The organism is Gordonia sp. GN26, from assembly GCF_054823965.1.
In genome coordinates this window covers 76,268-99,903 of the sequence record NZ_JSYC01000034.1, presented here as the reverse complement: position 1 = coordinate 99,903, position 23,636 = coordinate 76,268, and the positions used below count along the sequence as shown (strand labels likewise).

21 protein-coding genes are annotated in these 23,636 nt (G+C 68.8%); 9 read left to right on the top strand and 12 right to left on the bottom strand.

Annotated features, from left to right (window positions below; translation table 11 throughout):
• Positions 1 to 26 precede the first annotated feature (26 nt).
• Positions 27 to 1,313, bottom strand: coding sequence for an adenylosuccinate synthase (locus OK17_RS09840; RefSeq protein WP_232716710.1), 1,287 nt, complete (start codon positions 1,311 to 1,313; stop codon positions 27 to 29).
• Positions 1,314 to 1,404: 91 nt separating this feature from the next.
• Here OK17_RS09840 and OK17_RS09835 point away from each other — a divergent pair, with 91 nt between their 5' ends.
• Positions 1,405 to 2,061, top strand: coding sequence for a hypothetical protein (locus OK17_RS09835; RefSeq protein ID WP_461417337.1), 657 nt, complete (start codon positions 1,405 to 1,407; stop codon positions 2,059 to 2,061).
• Between the two features lie 9 nt (positions 2,062 to 2,070).
• Here the strand turns inward: OK17_RS09835 and OK17_RS09830 are convergent, their stop codons facing one another.
• The 5 genes from OK17_RS09830 to OK17_RS09810 all read right to left on the bottom strand — a co-directional run bounded on the left by OK17_RS09830 (position 2,071) and on the right by OK17_RS09810 (position 7,048).
• Complete coding sequence (locus tag OK17_RS09830) at positions 2,071 to 3,501, bottom strand: MFS transporter (RefSeq protein ID WP_461417336.1); 1,431 nt, start codon at positions 3,499 to 3,501, stop codon at positions 2,071 to 2,073.
• A gap of 105 nt (positions 3,502 to 3,606) precedes the next feature.
• Entirely contained in the window at positions 3,607 to 4,431 is an 825-nt protein-coding gene (locus OK17_RS09825) for a polysaccharide deacetylase family protein (RefSeq protein WP_232716713.1), read from the bottom strand.
• 48 nt (positions 4,432 to 4,479) lie between these two features.
• Positions 4,480 to 5,391, bottom strand: coding sequence for a cation diffusion facilitator family transporter (locus OK17_RS09820; RefSeq protein WP_006867950.1), 912 nt, complete (start codon positions 5,389 to 5,391; stop codon positions 4,480 to 4,482).
• Between the two features lie 69 nt (positions 5,392 to 5,460).
• Positions 5,461 to 6,582, bottom strand: a complete 1,122-nt coding sequence (locus OK17_RS09815) for an FUSC family protein (protein ID WP_232716714.1) — start codon at positions 6,580 to 6,582, stop codon at positions 5,461 to 5,463.
• A 19-nt stretch (positions 6,583 to 6,601) separates the two neighbouring features.
• Positions 6,602 to 7,048 carry a DUF3151 domain-containing protein gene (locus tag OK17_RS09810; protein ID WP_005197899.1) on the bottom strand — a complete coding sequence of 149 codons (447 nt, stop codon included), beginning with the start codon at positions 7,046 to 7,048 and terminating at the stop codon, positions 6,602 to 6,604.
• Between the two features lie 168 nt (positions 7,049 to 7,216).
• Between OK17_RS09810 and OK17_RS09805 the strand changes: the two genes are divergently transcribed.
• From OK17_RS09805 to OK17_RS09795, 3 genes are all read left to right on the top strand, one after another.
• Positions 7,217 to 9,277 (top strand): Rv0361 family membrane protein, encoded by a 2,061-nt coding sequence (locus tag OK17_RS09805; protein ID WP_461417335.1) that lies wholly within the window; start codon positions 7,217 to 7,219, stop codon positions 9,275 to 9,277.
• Complete coding sequence (locus OK17_RS09800) at positions 9,274 to 9,594, top strand: hypothetical protein (protein ID WP_232716716.1); 321 nt, start codon at positions 9,274 to 9,276, stop codon at positions 9,592 to 9,594. Before OK17_RS09805 ends, OK17_RS09800 begins: the two co-directional genes overlap by 4 nt.
• 102 nt (positions 9,595 to 9,696) lie before the next feature.
• Positions 9,697 to 10,425: a hemerythrin domain-containing protein gene (locus OK17_RS09795; protein WP_461417334.1), complete on the top strand. Its 729-nt coding sequence runs from the start codon at positions 9,697 to 9,699 to the stop codon at positions 10,423 to 10,425.
• Between the two features lie 77 nt (positions 10,426 to 10,502).
• On the opposite strand, the gene fbaA is transcribed toward OK17_RS09795, so the two are convergent.
• Positions 10,503 to 11,540 (bottom strand): class II fructose-bisphosphate aldolase, encoded by a 1,038-nt coding sequence (gene fbaA / locus OK17_RS09790; protein WP_143932349.1) that lies wholly within the window; start codon positions 11,538 to 11,540, stop codon positions 10,503 to 10,505.
• 171 nt (positions 11,541 to 11,711) lie between these two features.
• Entirely contained in the window at positions 11,712 to 11,945 is a 234-nt protein-coding gene (locus OK17_RS09785; RefSeq protein WP_232716718.1) for a hypothetical protein, read from the bottom strand.
• Between the two features lie 123 nt (positions 11,946 to 12,068).
• On the opposite strand from OK17_RS09785, the gene OK17_RS09780 reads away from it, so the two are divergent.
• The gene (locus OK17_RS09780; RefSeq protein WP_232716719.1) at positions 12,069 to 12,800 is read left to right on the top strand and encodes a VTT domain-containing protein; all 732 of its coding nucleotides are present in this window, start codon (positions 12,069 to 12,071) and stop codon (positions 12,798 to 12,800) included.
• A 4-nt stretch (positions 12,801 to 12,804) separates the two neighbouring features.
• On the opposite strand, the gene OK17_RS09775 is transcribed toward OK17_RS09780, so the two are convergent.
• The 4 genes from OK17_RS09775 to OK17_RS09760 all read right to left on the bottom strand — a co-directional run bounded on the left by OK17_RS09775 (position 12,805) and on the right by OK17_RS09760 (position 16,146).
• Positions 12,805 to 13,491 (bottom strand): TrmH family RNA methyltransferase, encoded by a 687-nt coding sequence (locus tag OK17_RS09775; RefSeq protein WP_461417333.1) that lies wholly within the window; start codon positions 13,489 to 13,491, stop codon positions 12,805 to 12,807.
• On the bottom strand, positions 13,484 to 14,065 hold the full coding sequence (gene pyrE / locus OK17_RS09770; protein ID WP_232716721.1) for an orotate phosphoribosyltransferase: 582 nt from the start codon (positions 14,063 to 14,065) through the stop codon (positions 13,484 to 13,486). The genes OK17_RS09775 and pyrE overlap by 8 nt, the downstream gene beginning before the upstream one ends.
• Before the next feature lie 100 nt (positions 14,066 to 14,165).
• The gene (locus OK17_RS09765) at positions 14,166 to 15,083 is read right to left on the bottom strand and encodes a type III secretion system chaperone family protein (protein ID WP_232716722.1); all 918 of its coding nucleotides are present in this window, start codon (positions 15,081 to 15,083) and stop codon (positions 14,166 to 14,168) included.
• 46 nt (positions 15,084 to 15,129) lie between these two features.
• On the bottom strand, positions 15,130 to 16,146 hold the full coding sequence (locus OK17_RS09760; RefSeq protein ID WP_461417332.1) for a D-2-hydroxyacid dehydrogenase: 1,017 nt from the start codon (positions 16,144 to 16,146) through the stop codon (positions 15,130 to 15,132).
• Positions 16,147 to 16,444: 298 nt separating this feature from the next.
• On the opposite strand from OK17_RS09760, the gene OK17_RS09755 reads away from it, so the two are divergent.
• From OK17_RS09755 to OK17_RS09740, 4 genes are all read left to right on the top strand, one after another.
• Positions 16,445 to 17,752 (top strand): aspartate aminotransferase family protein, encoded by a 1,308-nt coding sequence (locus OK17_RS09755; RefSeq protein WP_461417331.1) that lies wholly within the window; start codon positions 16,445 to 16,447, stop codon positions 17,750 to 17,752.
• 4 nt (positions 17,753 to 17,756) lie between these two features.
• Entirely contained in the window at positions 17,757 to 20,822 is a 3,066-nt protein-coding gene (locus OK17_RS09750) for an FAD-binding and (Fe-S)-binding domain-containing protein (protein WP_461417330.1), read from the top strand.
• On the top strand, positions 20,819 to 22,324 hold the full coding sequence (locus OK17_RS09745; RefSeq protein WP_461417329.1) for an NAD-dependent succinate-semialdehyde dehydrogenase: 1,506 nt from the start codon (positions 20,819 to 20,821) through the stop codon (positions 22,322 to 22,324). Before OK17_RS09750 ends, OK17_RS09745 begins: the two co-directional genes overlap by 4 nt.
• A 76-nt stretch (positions 22,325 to 22,400) precedes the next feature.
• Positions 22,401 to 23,594 carry a M24 family metallopeptidase gene (locus OK17_RS09740; protein WP_232716727.1) on the top strand — a complete coding sequence of 398 codons (1,194 nt, stop codon included), beginning with the start codon at positions 22,401 to 22,403 and terminating at the stop codon, positions 23,592 to 23,594.
• The last annotated feature ends 42 nt before the right edge of the window (positions 23,595 to 23,636 follow it).

Below are 23,636 nucleotides of genomic sequence, written 5' to 3'. Positions count from 1 at the left end.
AGCTTGCGGAGGGGCGTATCGAAGGGTCAGGCGATCGCGCGACGCACGATCGTCTGCTCGCGTCCCGGGCCCACGCCGATGCACGACATGTGGGCGCCGGAGAGTTCTTCGAGCCGAAGGATGTAGTTCTGCGCGTTCTGCGGCAGTTCCTCGAAGGTCTTGCACCCGGAGATGTCCTCCGACCAGCCGGGCATCTCCTCGAAGATGGGCTTGGCGTGGTGGAACCCGGTCTGGGTCATCGGCATGTCCTCATGGCGCTCGCCGTCGACGTCGTAGGCCACGCAGATCGGGATCGTGTCGATGCTGGACAGCACGTCGAGCTTGGTGAGGAAGTAGTCGGTGATGCCGTTGACGCGGGTGGCGTAGCGGGCGATCACGGCGTCGAACCAGCCACAGCGGCGGGCACGGCCGGTGGTGACGCCGACCTCGCCGCCGGTCTTGGCCAGATAGTCGCCCCACTCGTCGAACAGCTCGGTCGGGAACGGACCCGAGCCGACGCGCGTGGTGTAGGCCTTCAGGATGCCGAGGACCGTGGTGATCTTGTTGGGGCCGATGCCGGCACCCACCGCGGCGCCGCCGGCGGTCGGGTTCGACGAGGTCACGTACGGGTAGGTGCCGTGGTCGACGTCGAGCAGCGTGCCCTGCGATCCCTCGAGGAGCACGGTCTCGCCGCGCTCGAGGGCCTGGTTGAGCAGCAGGCGGGTGTCGGCGATGCGGTGCTTGAAGCCTTCGGCCTGACCGAGGACCTCGTCGACGACCTGCGCCGGGTCGAGGGCCCTGCGGTTGTAGATCTTGACCAGGATCTGGTTCTTCAGTTCGAGGGCAGCCTCGACCTTCTGCGTGAGGATCTTCTCGTCGAGCACGTCGGCGACGCGCACACCCACGCGGGCGATCTTGTCCTGGTAGCAGGGTCCGATGCCGCGACCGGTGGTGCCGATCTTCTTGTTGCCGAGGAAGCGCTCGGTGACCTTGTCGATGGCCACGTGGTACGGCATCAGCAGGTGGGCGTCGGCGGAGATGAGGAGGCCGGTGGTGTCGACGTCGCGGTCCTCGAGTCCGCCGAGTTCGGTGAGCAGCACACCCGGGTCGACGACGACGCCGTTGCCGATCACGTTCTGCACGCCGGGGGTGAGGATGCCGGACGGGATGAGGTGCAGGGCGAAGGTCTCACCGGAGGGGAGTACGACGGTGTGGCCGGCGTTGTTGCCGCCCTGATACCGGACAACCCAGTTGATCGAGCCGCCGAGCAGGTCGGTGGCCTTCCCTTTGCCCTCGTCGCCCCACTGGGCGCCGATAAGCACGATCGCGGCCATGATTCAGGTACTCCTTTGTGTGGCGCGCTTGAACTGATCAGAACAAACCTCACCAACACTACTGTGTTCAGGCTCCCGATACCCTATCCGCGTGTCTTTCGCCCTGATCACCCAAGCCAGTCGCGCCGACGACAAGAAGGCGATCCGCGCCGCCGTGGCCGACGCCCTGTCCGATTCCGCCGTCACCCGCCTCATCGTCGAACCTCGTGTGGCCGAACGATTCGCGCCCACCCTCGCAGAGGAGGCCGACACCTTCCTGGATCAGGTGGTGGCCGCCCTGATGACCTCCGAGCGCCTCGACGTGGAAGTGGCGTATGTCTCGGCGGAGGCGACCGCGGCGACCCGCCGATACCGGCTTCCGCACGGGCCGGCCGCCCGTGAGCTCGCCGAGAACGGCACCGCGAGCCCGGTGCCCCTCATCCGTGACGACGCCGCGACGGTCGTCCTCGGCAGCGCGCGTCACCTCGGAGCCGAGGGCGCCAAGTTGCACGGTGAGTCCTACGTCGACAGCGAGCGACTCTTCGACGGCGAGGTCCGTTCCATCCTCATCGAACCCACGCTCGAGGCCCCCGGTCTGCGTGCGCAGGTCGAGCGGTTCCTGCTGCCGGGCAAGTGGTTCGCCGGGCGCGCGGTGCAGACCGGCGGTACCAACATCGTGGTCGAACGTGAGGGCGTGGTGAACGAACGCGTGCTGAAGCGGTCGACGTTCTACCGGCACGTCACCGATCTTTTGCTCGTCCGCCCCTGACCGGCCCGGTCAGCCGACCGGGATCGGCGCCGGCGCCGGGGTGGTCTCGTCGCCGGCGGTCTTGGGAACGCCGGCCTTTGCGGCGGCTTCGACCTCGGCGTCGTTGCCGGTCGTCAGGTGCAGGTCGTCGCGGCGGATCAACGACGTCGCGACGACGCTGATCACTGCGGTGAGCACGAGATAGCCGGCGGCCAGCCACGGCGATCCGGAGGCCGCACCGATCAGTGCGGTCAGGATCAGCGGGGTCAGGCCAGAGGCGTAGATGCCGGAGAACTGGTAGACCACCGACAGACCGGTGTAGCGGACCCGGGTCGGGTACAGGCTCGCGAACAGCGTGCCCTGGGCGCCGTAGAACAGGGCGTGGATCACGCCGAACACGATCACGAGTGCGACGGTGAACCAGACGAGGTTTTCGGTTCCGAAGAGGGCGAACACCGGATAAACCGACAGCCCGTAGGCGGCCATGCCGGCGAGGTAGACCGGTTTGGCGCCGTATCGGTCGGTGAGTTTTCCGGAGACCGGGAGAAGGACCGCCATCACGAGGGAAGCGATCGTCACGGCCACCAGGACCGGGACCTTCTCCATGTCGAGTTCGCTTGTCGCATAGGCGATCGCGAAGACGCCCCAGGTGTTGAACGCCGATCCCTCGCCCCAGCGTGCGAGCAGTCCGAGCACGGTGTTGCGGGTGTTCGGCGGGAGCACGACCTCGCGGATCGGTGCCGTCGACTTCTGCGCGAGTTCGGCGACCTCGGCGAAGGCCGGCGTCTCGTCGACCTTCAGCCGCACCACGAAGCCGATGACGACGAGCACGATGCTCACGAGGAAGGCGATGCGCCAGCCGTAGGTCAGGAAGGCGTCGTCGTCGAGCGCCACCTGGAGCAGGGCGAACACACCCGTGCCGAGCGCGAGGCCGAGGGCGAGACCGATCTGCGGGATGCTGCCGAACAGACCGCGCTTGCGATCGGGGCTGTGCTCGACCGCGAGCAGCACGGCGCCGGCCCACTCGCCGCCGAGCGCGAAGCCCTGCACGATGCGCAGCAGGAGAAGGAGGATCGGGGCGACGACACCGACGGCCTCCGCGGTCGGCAGCACACCCATGAGCGCGGTGGCGATGCCCATCATGACCATCGTGATCGCGAGGGTTCGCTTGCGGCCGATCCGGTCGCCGATGTGCCCGAAGATCACGCCGCCGATCGGCCGGACGACGAACCCGACCGCGAAGGTCGCGAACGACAGCAGGGTTCCGACGAAGGAACTCTGGTCCGGGAAGAACAGCTGGTTGAACACCAGGCTCGCGGCGGTCGCGTAGAGGAAGAAGTCGTACCACTCGACGGTGGTGCCGAGGAGACTCGCGGCCACGACCGTGCGGAGTCGCTTGCGGCGCTCGGCGTCGGTCTCGTGGGCCGTCGGGGACGCGGAAGTCTGCTGAGGTGAGGCCATGACCGGCCTACGGTATCGGCGACGCGCCGTTCCTCGTCGACTACGAATCAGCGTGAGCGAAAACCGTCGCGCACTTGCGCGGGACGACCTCCGACGTTCCGCGTGTCAGGACTCGAAGTAGTCGTCGAGGGTGACCATCCGCAGCTTTCGCTGACGGATGATGTCGACCAGTTTCGGATAGACCTTGGTGACCGGATCGTGGTTGGCGTGGCCGATCACCAGGGTCTGCGGCCGGAAGTACTTGCGGGCGCACTGCACGAGGTACTTCTCGGTGACCAGGCCGGAGTCGGACAGTGAGCCGTACCAGAGTGTCGGCATGGTGTAGCCGAGATCGGCGGCCACGGCGTCCACCGACGCGTTGTGATAGCCGAACGGCGGCCGGTAATAGGGCGTGCCGTCGACGCCGTACTGGTTCTTCAGGAACCGCTTGGTCCGGCCGAGTTCGTCGGCGATGCCCTTGGCCGAGAGCTCGGTGAGCGCCGGATGCGTCCAGGTGTGGTTGCCCAACTGGATCTGCCCGGATTCGACGAGCGGCCGCAGTTCTGCACGGTGGTCGGTCCAGCCGTCGAACGACCCGGTCACGAAGAAGGTGAAGCGGGCGCCGGTGTCCTGGGCGAACTTCACGTAAGCGCCGATGACCTCGGAACTGGCACCGTCGTCGACCGTGAGCGCGATGTGCCGGCCCTTGCCCGGCAGGCCGGTGATCGGCTCGTCGGGCAACGGGTGGCGGGTGCCGACCGCCGGGGGCAGCAGCTCTGCGGGTGACACCGACGGCGTGGTCGATGGAGGTGCCGGCGGGGTGGGCGGAAGTGGGGTCGGGGGCGTGATCTCGGCGGCCGGGACCGGCGAGGCGCAGCCGGACAGGGTGGTCGTGGTCAGGGCGCCCACCGTGCCGGCCGCGAGCATCGCGAGGAAGTCGCGTCGTTCCATGCCGGGAATTTAAGGCATACCCGACATTTTCGACTCACCGACGCGGGCTCACCACGTCATCTCGTCACGACATCGTCCCTGATCGTCGTTGTCGACCTGCACTGTGGCGTGCTCGAGTCCGTGGCGGGCCAGGACGGCCTGCGCGGCAGGCAGCACCTCCGAGTTCGGTCGGGTGCTGCCCAGGTGCACGGTGGCGACGTCCATGCCGGTGGTCAGCGTCCAGACGTGCAGGTCGTGGACATCGTCGACGGTGGGGATACCGGCGAGGTCGGAGCGCAGCGTCTCCACGTCGATATGTGCCGGCGCCTGCTGGTTGAGGATGCGTAGCGCGTCGATCGCCAGCCGGAGCGCACGCGGCACCACCCACAGTGCGATGAGGACTGCGACCACGATGTCGGCGTAACCCCAGCCGGTGGTGAGCGCGACGATGCCGGCGATCAGGACCCCGACGCTGCCGACGGCGTCGGCCAGGACCTCGAGGTAGGCGCCGCGGACGGCGATGGACTCCTTGGCGTCGGCGCGGAGCAGGAGCATCACGCCGAGGTTCACAGCCAGACCCAGCAGGGCGACGATGATCAGCGTCAGGCCGGGGACCTGCGGATCGTTGCCGATGCGCTCGATCGCCTCGATCAGGACGAAGGCCGCGACCCCGATGAGCAGGACCGCATTGGCGACGGCGGTGAACACCTCGGCCCGATGCCAGCCGAAGCTACGGGTGTCGGTGGTGCGGCCGTGACGACCCAGCAGCAGGGCGATCAGACCCATGATCAGGGCGACGACGTCGGTGAGCATGTGTCCCGCGTCGGCGATCAGGGCGAGCGAGTTGACCAGGATGCCGGTGACGAGCTCGACGACGAAGAATCCGCCGATGAGCGCTACCGCCAGCGCCATCGGCCACAGGCGCCGCTCCCCTGCGGCACCGGCGCCGGGGGTGTGGGAATGCGAATGTGAGTGACCCATGATGGCGGTCAATATATGCGGAAGTTCGCATATGTGGCAACAGGCCTACCGCGTTCCGATGTGTCGATCTCAGCTTCGGAGGGTGGCGAGTGCCGACGAGCGTCGTAGGCCGGCGATCATCAGCAGGTCGACGAGCAGGGAGCGGATCTCCGCGAGCAGCGCGGCCTCGGAGAGTTGGCTGTTCACGGCCAGGTCCGTGCGCGCCTTGCGCACGATCGAGCGGATGACGCGTGCGGCCTCGACGGGATCGGGGTCCGCACCGGGATCGGCCAGCATCATCTCCCGGAGCACCTCGAACGCGCCGCCCACGTCGTCGATTATCTCGATGATCGCCGGCTGCACCCGTTCCCCGCGCTGGGTGACGGCCAGGGACCTGCGCGCGATGATCCGGAAGTTGCGGACCGCGTTGTCGATCGGGTCGGCGGTCCTCACCAGTCGGTCGAGCCGGTCGCGCGAACTCCAGTACAGCGGCGAGATGCGGGTGACCTCGCGGCCGCCGGTCATGTCGGTGCGCATCTTGTTGATGGCCGCCTGCGTACCGCGCGCGGTCTCGAGCGCAGCGGCGATCGTGCCCGCATCGGCGGCGCGCAGCCCCTCGGCAACCGACCGGGCCGTGTCCCGGATGGTGAGCAGCACTCCGGCCGCATCTTCTCGCGCCCGGTTGGCCGGGTTCACCGGGAACAACGCGGCCACGAGTATGCCGACCACACCGCCGATCAGCGCGTCGAGCGCCCGGTGGAACCCGGCGACACCGCCGGGCGGCAGGAGGGTCGCCACCAGGACCGCCGACGACGCCGCCTGCATGGGGATCAGCAGCCCGTCGTCGAGCACGACCGCCAGCGACATCGCCAGGATGACGACCACCATGATCTGCCAGGCGCCCTCACCGACCCAGCCGATGAACAGGTCACCGACGAGGATGCCGATCGCGACGCCGCCGACGAGCTCGACCGATCGGCGCCAGCGCCGTCCCAGACCCAGTCCCAGCGAGATGACCGCCGCGATAGGGGCGAAGAACGGGTCGGGGTGCGCGAAGACGTGCGTCGCGATCCACCAGGCGATTCCCGCCGCCAGCGCACACTGGATGATCGGGATCAGGGAGATCTTCAGACGACGAAGGCGTCGTCTCAGGGTTGCGGGCAGGGAGTCGTAGACCCTGCGCGGGAACCAACCGCTCGCGGCTGCCGACATTCGACGAGTCGCGGGTCGGTCAGACCAGGCCGAGCTCGGCGGCCGCCCTGGGGTCGCTGTCGTTGAGGAGGTCGAGGCAACGCAGGTGCTCGTCCTCTTCCCCGATCAGTTCGGCGGCCCGGGCGAGAGCACCGACGCATCGCAGGAATCCGCGGTTGGGTTCATGGCTCCACGGGACGGGACCGAAGCCCTTCCAACCGTGCCGACGCAGTTGGTCGAGCCCGCGGTGGTAACCGGTACGCGCGTAGGCGTAGGCGGCGATGACCGCACCGGTGTCGCCGGCCTCGCCGGCTGCGGTCGAGGTCTCGAGCGCCGCCTCGGCGAGATACGCCCAGGCGATGGAGGCGGTGGGATGGGCGGCCGCGACCTCGGCCGGGACTGCCCCGTTGAGCAGGTCCGACTCGGCGTCGTCGTCGCCGGTGAGCAGAACCGGTTGCGGGCCGAGGAGATCTCCGAAAGACGTCATGTACCCATTCAAGCATCGAGGCCGCTCGGGTGACCGCATCGACCGAACGCCGTAGTGCTGGACCGGCCGACGATTCGCTAGGGTGAATGGCGCAATCGGTCCTGTCACCGGGCTACTCGGTGGCCGGACCGAAACCATGCGATGGGCAGAATGCGGGGTGATCAGTCGATGGCTCGATCCGACAAGCCGAGAGCCGCTGTCACCAAGGCACTTTCGACGCTGCGTCAGGCCCGGGACGAACGTCGTTCACGACGGAGCGGTCGAACGGGCGCCGACGCCGGGCCCGCTGCGTCCGCCCTCGGTGGCGCGGATGCACGTCGAGACCTCTCCGGCCGACCCGACGCAGGTCCCGGCGACACACCGGACACCACCCCGTCGCGGCCACCCGAACCCGCAACGGAGACCGGCCAGGATTCCGGATCTCGCCCGGACATCGCGGACACCACCCCGGATACTGTTCCGACCGGCGACGACGCCGGAAACCAGAGCACCAGCAGAGAGGGCCACGAGCCAGCCGTGGACGATCCCACCCAGAACGACACCGCCGAGAACCGGACCGACGACGCGGCGGACACCGGCAAAGACGCCTCCGACGCGCAGACCTCTGCGAAGGAGGCGCCGGCCAAGGCACCGAAGCCCAAGGGTGGGCGCGGGATCGACGGTGCGACCCAGATCATCAGCCGCGACAACCTGCCGTCGCCGGAGGATCTCGAGGATCTGGACTCGATCGACCCGCTCGGCACCGATGACGAAGCCACTCCCGATACCGAACCGGCTGACGCCGAGGAGACGCCGGCCGAGCCGGTGAGCAAGCCCGCCCGGCTGGGGCCGAGCGACTCGAAGACCACCGTGATCCGCCGCGAGGATCTCCCCGACCCGAGCGAGCTCGAGGATCTCGACGACATCGACGCGACCTCCGCGGCGCCCGAGCCGGAAGCAGAGGCAGAGGCAGAGGCAGAGGCGGAGGATGCCGCCGAGGTTGCGGCCGACGAACCTGCGGAGCACGGGGGCGCCGCCGAGCACGCGGACGCAGACGAGACGGGCACGGTCGAGACGGGCGCGGACGAGACGGGCGCGGTCGAGACGGACAGCGCCGAGTCGACCGCGGAAGCCGCCGACGAGACCGCCGAAGCCGAGGAGCCCGACGACACCGACGAGTCGGGGGCCGGCGCAACTGCGGTCGCGGCCGGCGCGGTGGGTGCGGCGGCCGCCGGTGTGGCCGTGGCCGGTGGCACCGACGAGGAGAACCCCGGCGAGGACGCCGCCGACCAGACCGACGCCGAAGCCGAGTCCGCGGATTCCGTCGTCGACGCCGAGGCCGGATCAGGCCCGGCGACAGGCGACGCCGAGGACTCCGACGAGACCGCAGCCGAGACCGAGGAGCCCGTCGAGGCCGTTGACGAGGTCGAGGAAGCCGAAGCGCAGCTCGAGCCGACCGAACCCGAGGTCGCGGACGCAGAGCCCGAGGTCGCCGAAGCCGAGGAAGAAGTCGGCACCCCGGCCGACGACGAGGCGCCGACCGAGGCACCCACCGAGGCGATGTCGCTGGCGAAGGTCGAGGACGATCACGCGACGGCTGCGCCGGAAGACGAGCCCGCCGACGACTCCGATGCCGCCACGAAGGTCATCCCGGCCGCGGCTGCAGGTGCGGCCGCGGCCGGAGCCGCGACGCCGGACGAGCGCACCGACACCGTCCCCGAGCCGGCGGTGACCGCTCCGTCGACCGGTGAGTGGACGACCACGACCCAGCAGCCGCAGGTCATCCCCGGCAGCAAGCCGTCGAAGACCACCAAGAAGCGCGGCAAGGGTCCGCTGATCGCCGTCGTCGCGCTCCTCGTGGTGATCGTGGCGGCCATCGGCGGCATCTTCGCCTACCAGAACATGACGGCGACCCCGCCGGCCGACGAGGCCGCCGAGGTGGCGCTCGACTACACGACCGCGCTGTACGAGGGCGATCTCGAGACCCTGCGGTCGGTCACGTGTGGCGAGCTGCATGCCTTCTACGAGGACTTCGACGCTGACGCCTACCAGAAGACCTACGACGCGCAGAAGGCCCGCAACGAGCTCGTCCAGACCCAGGCGATCAACGCCGTCCGGGTCGTCGAGGGCGGCGATCTGGCGGTCGTCGAGGTCGTCGCAGTGCACACGAGCTCGCCGGAGACCCCCGAGACGGTGACACTGAACCTGCAGCGCGAAGGCGATGACTGGAAGGTGTGCAACCCCACGTGACCGGCGGTCAGGGGTGGGGTCCCCCGTCGACCACACCCCCGCCGCCGCATCATGTCCCGGACCCGGTCGGGTACGACGCCCCGCCGGAGTACCAGGAGCACCCATCGGATGTGCCCGCGTACTTCACCCCCCGTCGGCCGACACCGCCGACCACACCGCCGCCGGTGTCGAGCGGCCCGTCGCGGCGCATCCGGCCCACACACCCTCGGAGCACGGGTGCACGTTCGGGTTCACGCACCGATCCCGCGGTCCTCGTCTCCGCGCTCGTGATGATCGCGCTGGCGCTGGCGGTGATGGTCGGGTTGCTGACCTCCTGATTCGGGCCACCTCCGTTTCGCCTCCCCGGCGTCGGGTAAGCGCCGGACCGAGCCACGTCGAGCCCGCTGCGTGACACCCGCCGAATTCCCGGGAGGAACGCCATGCCCCGATCACTGGCCGCCCAGACCGAAGACCAACTGGGTGGACGCCGCTCGGTCCTGAGCCGCCAGAAGCGGGACCACGTCGAGCTGGACCGCCTCATCAAGGCCGCCGAGAGCGCCTCCGGGCACGACCGCGAAGCGGTACTCAACGAAATGTGCCGACTCGTCTTCCCCCACGCCTTCGCCGAGGAGGCCGTGCTGTGGCCGGCGATCCGCCGCCGCCTCGCCGACGGGGAACAGCTCACGCTCGAGATCGAGAAGGAGCACCAGGCGATCAACGAGCTCTTCACCTCGCTGGAGACCCTCGACGTCGACTCCGACGAGCACCACCGACTGTTCGCCGAGATCGTCCGCCTCCTACGGGAGGACGTCCGCGACGAGGAGGACGTCCTGCTCCCCCGCTTGCAGGAGGCGACCGACCGGGACGAACTCGTGCGCCTGGGCACGTGGTGGCAGATCGTCCGGTCCACCGCTCCCACGCGGCCGCACCCGGTGGTGGCCCGACGCCCTCCGGGGAACGCGATCGCTGCGGCACCGCTCACCGCGCTGGATCGTTTCCGCGATCTGCTCGACGCGACTGCGCGCACTGACCGACCCTGGTCGTCGGCAGCTCGCTCGACCAGTCGTATCGTCGCGAGCGCCGCGGGTGCCATCGAACACATCCCGCCGCTGACGCGGGGTGAGCGCCCGGCGACCAGGACTTCCCACGCCGGGAAGCACCGACGCTGACCCCGGCCGTGATCGACCGGGGCCCGAAAACAGTTCTGCCCGCACCCTCGGGGGGTGCGGGCAGAAGTGTCAGACGATCAGGCGGTCAGCGACTTGCCGTTCGACTTGAGGTCGTTGCACGCCTCGACGACGCGCTCGCTCATGCTGGCCTCGGCCTTCTTCGACCAGCTGCGCGGGTCGTAGACCTTCTTGTTGCCCACGTCGCCGTCGACCTTGAGGACGCCGTCGTAGTTGGCGAACATGTGGCCGGCAACCGGGCGGGTGTAGGCGTACTGGGTGTCGGTGTCGACGTTCATCTTCACCACGCCGTAGCTCAGCGCCTCGTCGATCTCGCTCTTCAGCGAGCCCGAGCCGCCGTGGAAGACGAAGTCGAAGGGCTTGGCACCGTCGGCCAGACCAAGCTTCTTGGCCGCGACCTCCTGGCCGGTGTTCAGCACGTCGGGACGCAGCTTGACGTTGCCCGGCTTGTAGACGCCGTGGACGTTGCCGAAGGTGGCGGCGAGCAGGTAGCGGTTGCCCGAGTCGCTGGCGCCCAGTGCCTCGATGGTCTTCTCGAAGTCCTCGGGGGTGGTGAACAGCTTGTCGTTGATCTCGTTCTCGACGCCGTCCTCCTCACCGCCGACCACGCCGATCTCGATCTCCAGGATGATGTTGGCCGCGCCCGCCTTGGCGAGGAGCTCCTTGGCGATCTCCAGGTTCTCGTCGAGCGGCACGGCACTGCCGTCCCACATGTGCGACTGGAACAGCGGGTTCTGGCCGGCGTCGACGCGCTCCTGCGAGATCTGCAGCAGCGGACGCACGTAGGTGTCCAGCTTGTCCTTGGGGCAGTGGTCGGTGTGCAGGCCGATGAGGACGTCGTACTTGGCGGCGACGACGTGTGCGAACTCGGCGAGTGCCACGGCTCCGGTCACCATGTCCTTGACGCCCTGGCCCGAACCGAACTCGGCACCACCGGTCGAGAACTGGATGATGCCGTCACTGCCGGCGTCGGCGAAGCCCTTGATCGCGGCGTTGATGGTCGACGACGAGGTGCAGTTGATCGCGGGGAATGCGTAACCACCCTTCTTCGCCTTGTCGAACATCTCGGCGTACTGCTCCGGGGTTGCAATGGGCATCGACGAATCCTCCAGGGTGTTGATGTGCTCTGGTGTTCGGGTTCTCTCGCCCACGGTTGATGGGCCGTGGCGAGCAGCCGGACTTCCCGCGGCCGGACTTCCCTCAGTATGGCAGGTGCCACACCGGCGGGTGCGCCCACCATTGGGCCCCGGACCTGCGCCGTCCGCGGCTCAGGCGCGGGTGAGCAGCAACGGCGCGGCCAGCGGCGCAGACCATCGGCCGCCGACGAAGGTCAGCCCGAGCAGGCGGCGGTCGTCGAGTGCCCGGAACTCGTCGCGGACCCACCGCCAGGGCACCGGCCCGACCTGCCCGTAGGGACACACGATGACCGGCTGTCCGTCGAGCGCGATCGCCCACGGCGCCACCGCCTGCAGCGCTGGTTCGGGATGGGCGGTCGGGACCATCCCGTGGAGTCGTCTCGTGTCGCCGAGTCGTCCGCACGCCCTGGTCCCGATCCCGGCGCGATTCGCCGTCGCCGATCTCGCGGGATTCTGCCCAGGTCGCAAACGTGGGTACTCTGGGATCCCGTGATCGACTCAGCACTTGCCACCACGACCACCAACCTGGCGCTTCTGCCGGGATTCCTGGACCCGGTCAACCTGCTCAACTCGTTCGGCACCTGGATGCTGGCGGGTCTGCTCTTGGTGGTGTTCATCGAGTCCGGTCTGCTGTTCCCACTGTTGCCGGGCGACTCCCTGCTCTTCACCGCGGGCCTCATCGTGGCTGCGAAGTCGGCCGAGATCGAGCCCTTCGCCCCGCTGTGGGTGCTTCTGGTCACCATCCCGCTCGCCGCGTTCCTGGGCGATCAGGTTGGGTACTGGATCGGTAAGAAGCTCGGGTACACCCTGTTCAAACCGAACGCGCGGGTGCTCAAGGAGTCCTACATCAACGAGGCTCACGAGTTCTTCGAGAAGCACGGCCCGGTCACGATCATCCTGGCCCGCTTCGTCCCGATCGTCCGCACCTATGCACCGCTGGTCGCCGGCGCCGCCCGCATGCGGTACCCCGTTTTCCTGACCTACAACATCATCGGCGCGGTCGCGTGGGGCGCGGGCGTGACCCTGCTCGGTTACTTCCTCGGCCAGATCGAGTTCATCCGCGACAACGTCGACTACATCTTCCTGCTGATCGTCTTCGTGTCGGTGCTCCCGATCATCTCGGAGATCGCGAAGCGCATTCTGCGGGCCCGTAAGGGTGTCGTCGAGGAGGAGCCGCTGGCACCTTCGACGGATCCGGCCGTCACTCCTCCGGCCGAGTAGTCGCCTACCAGGCCTGATCCAGATCGGCGTGCTGCCGGACCCATGCGTGCATCGCGATCCCGGCAGCGACGCCGGCGTTGATGCTGCGGGTCGACCCGAACTGCGCGATCGACACCGTCATGTCGGCCTGTCGCTGCGCGTCGTCACTCACGCCGGGACCTTCCTGACCGAACAGCAGCACGCATTCGCGCGGTAGTTCCACGGTCTCCAGGGGTCGGGAACCCGGGGTGTTGTCCACCGCGACGACGGACAGACCCTCCTCGCGCGCCCAGTCGAGCAGGTCTCCGACCGTGTCATGGTGCTCCAGATGCTGGTACCGGTCGGTGACCATCGCCCCACGACGGTTCCAGCGGCGTCGTCCGACGATGTGGACCGCCGCGACGGCGAACGCGTTCGCGGTGCGCACGACGGTGCCGATGTTGGCGTCGTGGGCGAAGTTCTCGATGGCGACGTGCAGCGGGTGCCGGCGCGTGTCGATGTCGGCGACGATCGCCTCACGCTTCCAGTACCGGTATGCGTCGACGACGTTGCGGGTGTCGCCGTCCGCGAGCAGTTCGGGATCGAGACGGTCGTCGTCCGGGATCGGCTCACCGGGATGTTCGACCGACCAGGGTCCGACGCCGACCGGGGGTCCGGTCACCCACTCGGTGGGGCCGGCGACCCCGGCGTCCGGATCGGATGCGTCAGGCAAGGCCGAGATCGCTCAGGCCGAGCAGCGAGCGGTAGGGCACTCCCAGCCCGGTGATGACCGCGTCCGCTCCGGTCGCACGGTCGACGACGGTGGCGACACCCACGACGTTGCCGCCGATCTCGCGCACGGCCTCCACCGCTGTCGACGGGGAGGCGCCCGTCGTGCTGGTGTCCTCGACGACGAGCACGTTGCGCCCGACGATGTCCGGTCCTTCGATACGCCGCTGCATGCCGTGGGTCTTCGCGGCCTTGCGCACCACGAAGGCGTCGATGTCGCGGCCGTCGGCATGCATGATCGACGTCGCGACCGGGTCGGCGCCCAGCGTCAAACCGCCCACGGCGACGTAGTCCCAGTCGGCGGTGAGTTCGCGCATCAGCCGGCCGATGAGCCGCGACGCCTCGTGATGCAGCGTCGCGCGCCGGAGGTCGACGTAGTAGTCGGCTTCCTTGCCGGAGGACAGCGTCACCTTGCCGTGCACGACGGCGAGTTCACGGACCAGTTCGGCGAGTCGCGCCCGCGCCGCCGTGTCGACCTGGGGCGGCGTGCCGTCGGAAACCGGGCTTGACGAGGACATGCGACCACTCACTCTCGAACTCTCCGGCTGTCGGCCGGTGTGCTTTGGATGACGATTACCCTACGGTGTCCGCGACGGGCGTCGGATGAGCCCTGTCGGGTCAGCTGCGGTGGCGATTGGGCCGCTCGCCGGTGTCCTCGGCGCGGCGGGGCACGTCCTCGGACTTGCGCGTCGCGGACCCGCGGACCGGCATCGGGGCCATGCCCCGGCCGGTCGTCGGGGAGGTACCGGTCGCCGGCGGTGGCTTGCGAACCGGGGCGGCCGGCTTGGCGGCCGGGGACGCCTCGGTTGCGGGAGCCGCCGCGGCCTGCCGACGACGCTTGTCGCGCATCGACTCGGTCTTCTCGTCGGCGAGTTCGGCACGCGTGGGTCCGTGCGGGTCGCGGGGATCGGGTGAGTCCTCGGGTTCGCGCATCGGCGGGAGCACCCGCAGCAAGTCGGCGAAACGGCGGACCACCTCGAGGCCGGTGTTGAGCGTCGCGGGATCGTTGGTCAGCGGCAGTGATCCGAGCGCCCAGTTGCCCTCGTTCCACAGCACCTCGACGAAGGCCGGGGCCTTGTTGGCGAGCGCGACCATCCGCCGGTCGCACACGCGACGGGCGACGTCGAGGTTGTTGGAGAACATGACGCGCGGCCCCATCGCACCGAGGAGTTCGACGTCCTCCTCGGCGGGTGCCAGCACGTCCTCGTGACGCAGGTCGACGACGACGGGTGAGGGCGAGGATCGGCGGACGGCGATCACGGTCGCGGTCTCGGCGAGATCGAAGACGACGGTCTCCACGCCGCCGTAGCGGCCGTAGGCGACGTCGCGGACCTCGACGTGATCGGGAACGTTCATCGTTGCCCGGCGAAACACCTTGCGCAGCTTGGTGTCCGTCTCGCGGAACTTGAACTCGTGCTCATCCCCCCAGATCGCACGCTGGTGCCGCGCGACGCTCGACCGCTGCCGGTCGAGCCACAACAGGACGCCGGCACCCGCGAGTGCCACGGCGGCGATCAGGAAATAGACGGTGGTCATCGCGCTACAGCCTACTATCGGCCGGGCTGCGACGACGTCATCCGCCCTATCGTCGTGTGGCCGATATGTAGCCGCGTTCTTTGTCGACGACGTTGACCAGCGTCTCGGCGAGGACGCCACCGTCCGCGGCGTCGTCCAGCCCGACGTATCGGCGCAGATTCTCCAGGACCTGTTCCGACAGCGCCTCACGCCAGCCGAGCGCGTCGCCGCTCATATGGGCGGAGATCGCGACGCCGGGCAGATCCCACAGCTCGCTGTCGGCGGGCAGCGGTTCGGTGGCGAACACATCGAGTGAGGCCGCGCCGAGGTGCCCGGACCGCAGCGCGTCGATCAGCGCAGGCTCGTCGACCAGTTCGCCGCGGCCAACATTGATCAGGTGCGCGCCCGGCTTCATGGCCGCGAGCACGTCCGCGTCGATCATCCCGGCCGTCTGCGGAGTCAGCGGCGCGATGGTGACCACGTTGTCGAAGTCGCCGACATGGTCGGTGAGATCGGCGGTGGCGATGACCCGACCGAAGTCGGGGTCGGACTCCCGCGCGGTCCGTCCGCCGCCGACGACGTGCATCCCCACGGCACGGAGCAGCTGCGCGGTCGCGCGACCGATCCCGCCGGTCCCGATGACGAGGGCCGAACTCCGCGACGTGCCGACGGTCTCCCGGTGCTTCCAGATGTGATCGCGCTGTAGTGCCATCGACTCGTGTAATCGCTTGTCGTGGGCGAGGATCGAGGCGAGAACGAACTCGGCGATGGGTCGGTCGAAGACGCCGTGCGCGTTGGTCACCACCACGTCGGACGCCTTCAGTTCGTCGAACAGCAGGGAGTCGACACCCGCCGCGCAGACGTGTACCCACCTCAGCGACGCGGTCGTCTCACCCCAGTTGTCGGCGAGCGCCCGAGAGAAGAAGTCCCACAGCACCAACACGTCCGCACCCGGGAGCGCCTCTGCGAGATCGTCTGCGACGCAATGACGTATCTCGGCGAGCTCGGCGAGCTGATCGAGGTTCGATGGCGGCGCGACACCTGGGGCACCGAGGAGCGCGAGGACCGGACGTCGGGTGCTCATGCGGCCACCGTAACCCCGACACCCCTCCGCGCGTCGAGTAGCAGCGACACCCCCTCCGCTCGTTGAGTAGGCGACGAGCGCAGCGAGGAGCCGTATCGAAGCGAGCCCGCCCCACCACCGCTCCCTGATGTCGCCGGCCTGACGACCGGTCGACGTCAACCCGACCGCCAGACCTCGACCGACGTCTGCCGGTCGGGTTGAGGTTCGGCGGTCGGGATCGACGCTGTCTCTCCGAGACCTGACTGCCCCCAACTGTCACATTGTTGACAATCGGACGATCTGCCGTCACGGTGTACCCATGACTGCAGGCGTTGACTCCCCCACCCGCACCCACCAGACGGCCTCCCTCAGCCCTGCGCTCAAGCAGGCGACCCCCGTCGTCGTCGACCATGCGCTGGGATCGTGGATCCACGGCACCGACGGCCGCGACTACCTCGACTTCACCACCGGCATCGGTGTCACCAGCACCGGCCACTGTCACCCGCATGTCGTCGAGGCCGCGCAGGCCCAGTGCGCGAAGGTGATCCACGCCCAGTACACGACCGTCATGCATCCGCCGCTGCTGGAGCTGACCGAGCGCCTCGGCGGGGTTCTGCCCGCCGGTCTGGACTCCGTGTTCTACGCCAACTCGGGTTCGGAGGCCGTCGAGGCCGCGATCCGGCTCGCCCGGATGGCCACCGCGAAGCCGAACATCATCGTCTTCCAGGGCGGTTTCCACGGCCGCACCGTTGCGGCCGCGAGCCTCACCACCGCGGGCACCCGCTTCTCGGCCGGCTTCTCCCCACTGATGAGTGGCGTGCACATGGCGCCGTTCCCCTACGCCTTCCGCTACGGCTGGGACACCGACACCGCCGTAGACTTCGCGCTGCGCGAGCTCGACTACCTCCTGCAGTCCCGCGTCGCACCCAACGACACCGCCGCATTCCTCATCGAACCGGTCCTCGGCGACGGCGGCTACCTGCCGACGCCGCCCCGCTTCCTCCAGGGACTCCGCGAGCGCGCCGACCGTCACGGCATCCTGCTCATCATCGACGAGGTGCAGGCCGGATTCGGTCGCACCGGCAAGTTCTGGGGCCACCAGCACGCCGAGGGCCTGACCCCGGACATCATCATCACGGCCAAGGGCCTGGCGTCGGGTTTCCCGATCTCGGCAATCGCGGCGTCCACCGAGCTGATGAGCAAGGCATGGCCTGGCTCGCAGGGCGGAACCTACGGTGGCAACGCGGTGGCCGCGGCGGCCGCGATCGCGACCCTCGAGGTCATCGAGGCCGAGGGACTCGTGGAGAACGCCCGCGTGCGCGGCGAGCAGCTGCTCGCCGGCCTGCGGGAGGTGTGCGCGCCGTTCCCGGGCATCGGCGACGTCCGGGGCCTCGGCCTGATGGCCGGCATCGAATTCGTCTCCACCGATGCCGCCGGCAACAGGGTGCCCGACGCTCCTGCCGCTGTCGCGGTGCAGCAGGCCACCACTGCGCAGGGGCTGTTGACGCTCACCTGCGGGCCGTCGGCCAACGTCGTCCGCCTCATCCCCGCGCTGGTCGTGACGGCCGACGAGATCGATCTCGGTGTCGCGCGGTTCGGCGCGGCGCTGCATGCCGCACTAGGTTAGGCCGGTGGACATCGCAGACGAACTCGCCGATCTCGGCGTCGATGCCGACGCCTCACCACGACGTCTGGCCGAATACTCATACGACGCCTCGAATTACCGCATCCCGCCCCGGGCCGTGACGTTTCCGCGGTCCGGGCGCGAGGTCGCCACGATCGTCGCGAGATGCCACGACCGAGGCGTCCCCGTGATCGTGCGCGGCGGCGGTACCTCGATGGCAGGTAACGCCATCGGTGACGGCGTGGTCATCGATCTGTCCCGTCACCTGGATCAGGTGATCTCGGTCGATGCCGAGACCTCCACCGCCGTCGCCGGTTCGGGCATCGTGCTCACCACTCTCGCCGCACAGGCGCGGGCGGCGACGGACGGCCGATTGACCTTCGCTCCCGACCCGTCGTCGGCGTCACGGGCGACCCTGGGCGGGGCGATCGGCAACGACGCCTGCGGTAACCACTCCGTCCGATACGGACGCACCAGCGATCACGTGATCGAACTCCACCTCGTCACCGCCGACGGGATGCTGCTCACCGCGACACGCGACGGGCTGTACGCCACCGATCCCCACGACCGGGAGGCCGTGGCGCGAGCCGCCGAGATCACCGCCGAGCTACGAGGGCTCGCGTCGGACAACATGGCGATCCTGCGCACCGAACTGGAGACCATCCCCCGCCAGGTCTCGGGGTATCACCTCGCACGACTGTTGCCGGAGAACGGATTCGATGTCGCCCGCGCGCTGGTCGGGAGCGAAGGAACCTGCGCGATCGTGGTGTCGGCGAAGGTGCGCCTCGTCCCGGTCGCCACCTCCCAGCTCCTGCTCTGCGTCGGCTACCACTCCCCCGCCGACGCCGCCCGCGACGTACCGGCGATCCTCCCGTTCGCGCCGTCGGCCATCGAGGGCATCGACCGCAAGATCGTCGCCACGATGGCAGCTCGCCGCGGCCGGGACACGGTCGCGGGCCTTCCCGAGGGTTCGGCCTGGCTGTTCATCGACGTCGACTCCGAAAGTGCCGAGGCACAGGGAGAATCCGACGTCCCGGCAACCGCCAAACGACTGCTCGATCATCTGCGCGGCCAGGGTCGGATGATCGACGCCACCGTCGTCGACGACCCGGCTCGTCGTAAAGCACTGTGGCGCGTCCGCGAGGACGGCGCCGGACTGTCCTCGCGTCTGGCCGACCCCGACGACGAGAGCGTCGGTGGCAACTACGAATCCTGGCCCGGCTGGGAGGATGCGGCGGTCGCCCCCGAGCGTCTGGCCGACTACCTCGACGACTTCGCCGAACTCCTCGACCAGCACGGTCTCACCGGTGTGATGTACGGCCACTTCGGCGCCGGCTGCATGCATGTCCGCATCACGTTCGACCTGCGCACCCCCGAGGGACGCACCGTGATGGACAACTTCTGCACTGACGCCGCGAACCTCGTTGTGCGTCACGGTGGTTCGTTGTCAGGTGAGCACGGCGACGGGCGGGCCCGCTCGGCCCTGCTGCCGGTCATGTACTCGCCGGCGATGATGGCCGCCTTCGCCCGCTTCAAGTCGATCTGGGACCCGACGGGGAACCTCAACCCGGGCAGCATCATCGACCCGCGGCCCATCACCGCCGACCTCGCCCTCGCCGACGTCCCCCGGCGGACCTGGCCGACCACTTTCGACCTCGGCCACGGTTCCCGAAATGCGCCCCTGGAATCCGCCCTCAGCAGCGGCGCTGTTGACGATATGTCGGCGACGGCTCTCTCGGGGGCGGATGTCAGGGGCGGTTTCGAGGCCACACCCGAACTCCCGCTCCTCGATCCGTTCGTCCACGCCGTCCAGGGCTGCATCGGAGTCGGCCGGTGCCGCGCCGACACCGGCGGCGTCATGTGCCCGAGCTACCGGGCGACCCGCGACGAGAAGGATTCGACGCGAGGGCGTGCCCGCGTCCTCCAGGACATGGTGCGCACGGCCCCGTCGGTCGACGAGGGATGGCGCTCACCCGAGGTCACCGACGCCCTCGAATTGTGCTTGTCCTGCAAGGCATGTTCGACGGACTGCCCGACCGGTGTCGACATGGCCACCTACAAGTCGGAGTTCCTCGACCACCACTACCGCCGTCGACTTCGCCCGCTGTCGCACTACTCCCTGGGCTGGATGCCGGCCTGGCTGTCGGCGACCGGAACGGCTGCGCCGCTGATCAATCGCGCGCTGTCGTCGAAGATCAGCGGCCTGGCGGCCCGCGCCGGTGGCCTCGACCCTCGCCGCACGATGCCGGCCTTCGCGACCCGGCGCGCCCGCAAGGCCCATCTCGACGACCTCGCCCCGGTGTCCCCGACCTCGCAGGTCATCCTGTTCGTCGACTCGTTCACCCGCGCCTTCCGGCCGCAGGTGGCCGCCGCCGCCGCGGAGGTCCTGGGCGCGACAGGCGAGCAGGTCGGCTGTTCGGCGGAGAACTGCTGCGCCCTCACCTGGATCTCCACCGGTCAGTTGGGCAAGGCCCGCAGGACTCTTCGACGCACCGCCGCGAATCTCGACGACGGTACCGATCGACCCATCGTGGTGCCCGAGCCGAGTTGTGCTGCTGCACTGGCGAAAGATCTGCCCGAACTCGTCCCCACCGACAGCGCACGGCGTGTGGCCGCCCGGGTACGCAGCTTCGCCGCCCACCTCCCGACCCTGCTCGACGCGGGATGGCAACCGCCGGCCCTCCCGGACGAGGTGACCCTCCAGACCCATTGCCACGAGTACGCGGTCTTCGGCGCACGCACCGGCACCGCCGCTCTCGAAGCGCTCGGCGTCACCGTGCACTCGGCCGACGGGTGCTGCGGTGTGGCGGGTAACTTCGGCTTCGAGAAGGGCCATTACGAGGTCAGCATGGCCGTCGCCGAGAACGGTCTCGCACCGGCGCTGCGCGACGACCCGCATCGCCCCGTCGTCACCGACGGGTTCAGTTGCGCGATGGCGGTCGAACACCTCGCCACGGTCGACGACGGGCTGGCCGACGCACGCGAGATCCGCGGGGTCCACCTCGCCGAACTTCTCACCTCCACGACCCGACCCCCATCAACCCCCGACGAACCGAGGAGAGCCCGATCATGACGGCCATCGCCCCCACCCAGGTCCCCGACGCCATCTCGTCCATCCACACCGATCTGTTCATCGACGGCGAATGGGTTCCGGCCGCCGCCGGCGACCGGTTCGACGTGCTCAATCCCGCGACCGGCGAGGTGCTCGCACAGGTGGCCGACGCCGATGCGGCCGACGCCCGACGCGCACTCGAGACCGCGGCCGCGCATCAGGCCGAGTGGGCGGCCACCTCGCCGCGCAGCCGCAGCGAGATCCTCTACCGCGCATACGAGATCATCATGAGCCGGGTCGACGAGATCGCCTCGGTGATGACGGCCGAGATGGGCAAGCCGCTCGCCGAGGCCAAGGGCGAGGTCGCCTACGGCGCCGAGTTCTTCCGGTGGTTCGCCGAGGAGGCCGTGCGCATCGGCGGCGACCACACCACCACCGGAGACGGCGGGACCCGCATCGTGGTGAGCAAGCAGCCCGTCGGCCCCTGCATCCTGATCACGCCGTGGAACTTCCCGCTGGCCATGGGAACCCGCAAGATCGGTCCGGCGGTCGCGGCCGGCTGCACGATGGTTCTCAAGCCTGCCGAGCTCACCCCGCTGACCACCCTTCTCCTCGCCGACATCCTCGTCGAGGCGGGTCTGCCCGCCGGCGTGCTGAATGTCGTCACCACCACCAATCCATCGACGGTGGTCACCGAGTGGATGGACAGCGGGCTCGCCCGCAAGGTCAGCTTCACCGGCTCGACCGAGGTCGGCAAGACGCTGCTGCGGCAGGCCGCGGGAACGGTCATGCGCACCTCCATGGAGCTCGGCGGCAACGCCCCGTTCATCGTGTGCGCCGACGCCGACATCTCCCGCGCGGTGGACGGACTCATGCTGGCCAAGATGCGCAACACCGGCCAGGCGTGCACCGCGGCAAATCGGATCTTCGTGCACCGCAGCGTGATCGACGAGTTCACCGAGCAGTTCACGGCGAAGATGGCCGCACTGAAGGTCGGCGACGGCGCCGCCGACGGAACGCAGGTCGGACCGCTCGTCGAACCCAAGGCCGTCGCGAAGGTCTCCTCGCTCGTCGACGACGCGGTGTCCAAGGGAGCCTCTGTGGCCTGCGGCGGAGAGGCGCCCGAGGGCCCCGGCTTCTTCTACCCGCCGACGGTGTTGACCGGTGTCGGACTCGACGCCGACCTGGTGCGCAACGAGATCTTCGGTCCGGTCGCGGCGATCATCCCGTTCGGCGACGCCGACAACCCTCTCGACCCGGCTGCCGACGACGAGGTGATCTCCCTCGCAAACGACACCGCATGGGGTCTGGTCGCCTACTTCTTCAGCCAGGACGTCGACCGTTGCGCTCGCCTGTCGGCAGAGCTCGAAGCCGGTATGGTCGGGGTCAACACGGGCATCGTGTCGAATCCGGCCGCACCGTTCGGCGGTGTCAAGGAGTCCGGCCTCGGCCGTGAGGGTGGCCGCGTGGGCATCGAGGAGTTCCTCGACATGAAGTACACGGCGACGCCGATCCGCCGCTGAAGACCCTCGCCGAAAAGTCAATCGCCGAGAAGACCGCCCTCGAACCACCGACGTGTGAGCAAGGAGTAGCAAGCCCATGTACCTCGGTGCTCAGCTGTTCACCGACAGCGAGTACGAACAGCGCCTGACGAAGGTCCGTGAACTCATGGACCGTCAGGGGTTGTCGGCGATCATCGTCACCGACCCGGCCAACATCTTCTATCTGATCGGGTACAACGCGTGGTCGTTCTACACCCCGCAGATGCTGTTCGTCCCGATCGAGGGCGAGATGGTCTTCTACGCCCGGGAGATGGATGCCCGTGGCGCGCACCGCACGACGTGGTTGCCCGACGATCAGATCGTCGGCTACCCGGAGAGTTACGTGCACCGGCCGCACGTGCATCCCTTCGACTGGGTCGCCTGGTCACTCCGTCAGCGGCATGCGATCGCGCCGGCGTCACGCGGCGGCTCGGTCGGCCTGGAGATGGACTCGCACTTCTTCTCCCCCAAGGCCTATCGCGCACTGCACAATGCGATCCCGGAATGGAAGCTGGTCGACAACTTCGAGCTGGTGAACTGGGTGCGGTCGGTGAAGTCCGAGGCCGAGGTCCAGCTGATGCGTCAGGCCGGGATGGTGTGTTCAGAGGCAATGCGCGCGGCGATCGACACGATCGACGTCGGTGTGCGGCAATGCGATGCGGCGGCGGCGATCTCGCAGGCACAGATCACCGGGACGCCGGATTACGGCGGCGACTACCCGGCCATCGTGCCGATGATGCCCACCGGCGCGGCCGCCGACACCCCCCATCTCACCTGGCATCAGGGCACTTTCGTCGAGGACGAGGCGGTGGTCATCGAGCTGACCGGCGCACACAACCGGTACCACTGTCCGCTCGCGCGGACGGTGTCGCTGGGCGTTCCGCACAAGGATCTCGACTATGTCGCGAAGGCGACCGCCGAGGGCCTGAACAACGTCCTCGAGGCGATCAAGCCGGGGGTGGCGACGCGCGAACTCGCCTCCACCTGGAATTGGACCCTGGCCAAGTACGGCCTCGAGAAGCCTTCGCGCCTGGGGTATTCGATCGGCATCGGGTACCCGCCGGACTGGGGTGAGCGCACCATCAGCATCCGCTCCGAGGACGAGAGCATCCTCGAGACCAACATGACCTTCCACATCGTCTGCGGAATGTGGATGGAGAACTACGGTTTCGAGCTCTCCGAATCGGTGCGGGTGAGCCCCACCGGCGTCGAGTGCTTCACGTCGTTCCCGCGCGAACTGATCCAGAAATAGTCACGAGCACAACCCAACCCAGAGAAGGAACGAGGTGACCAG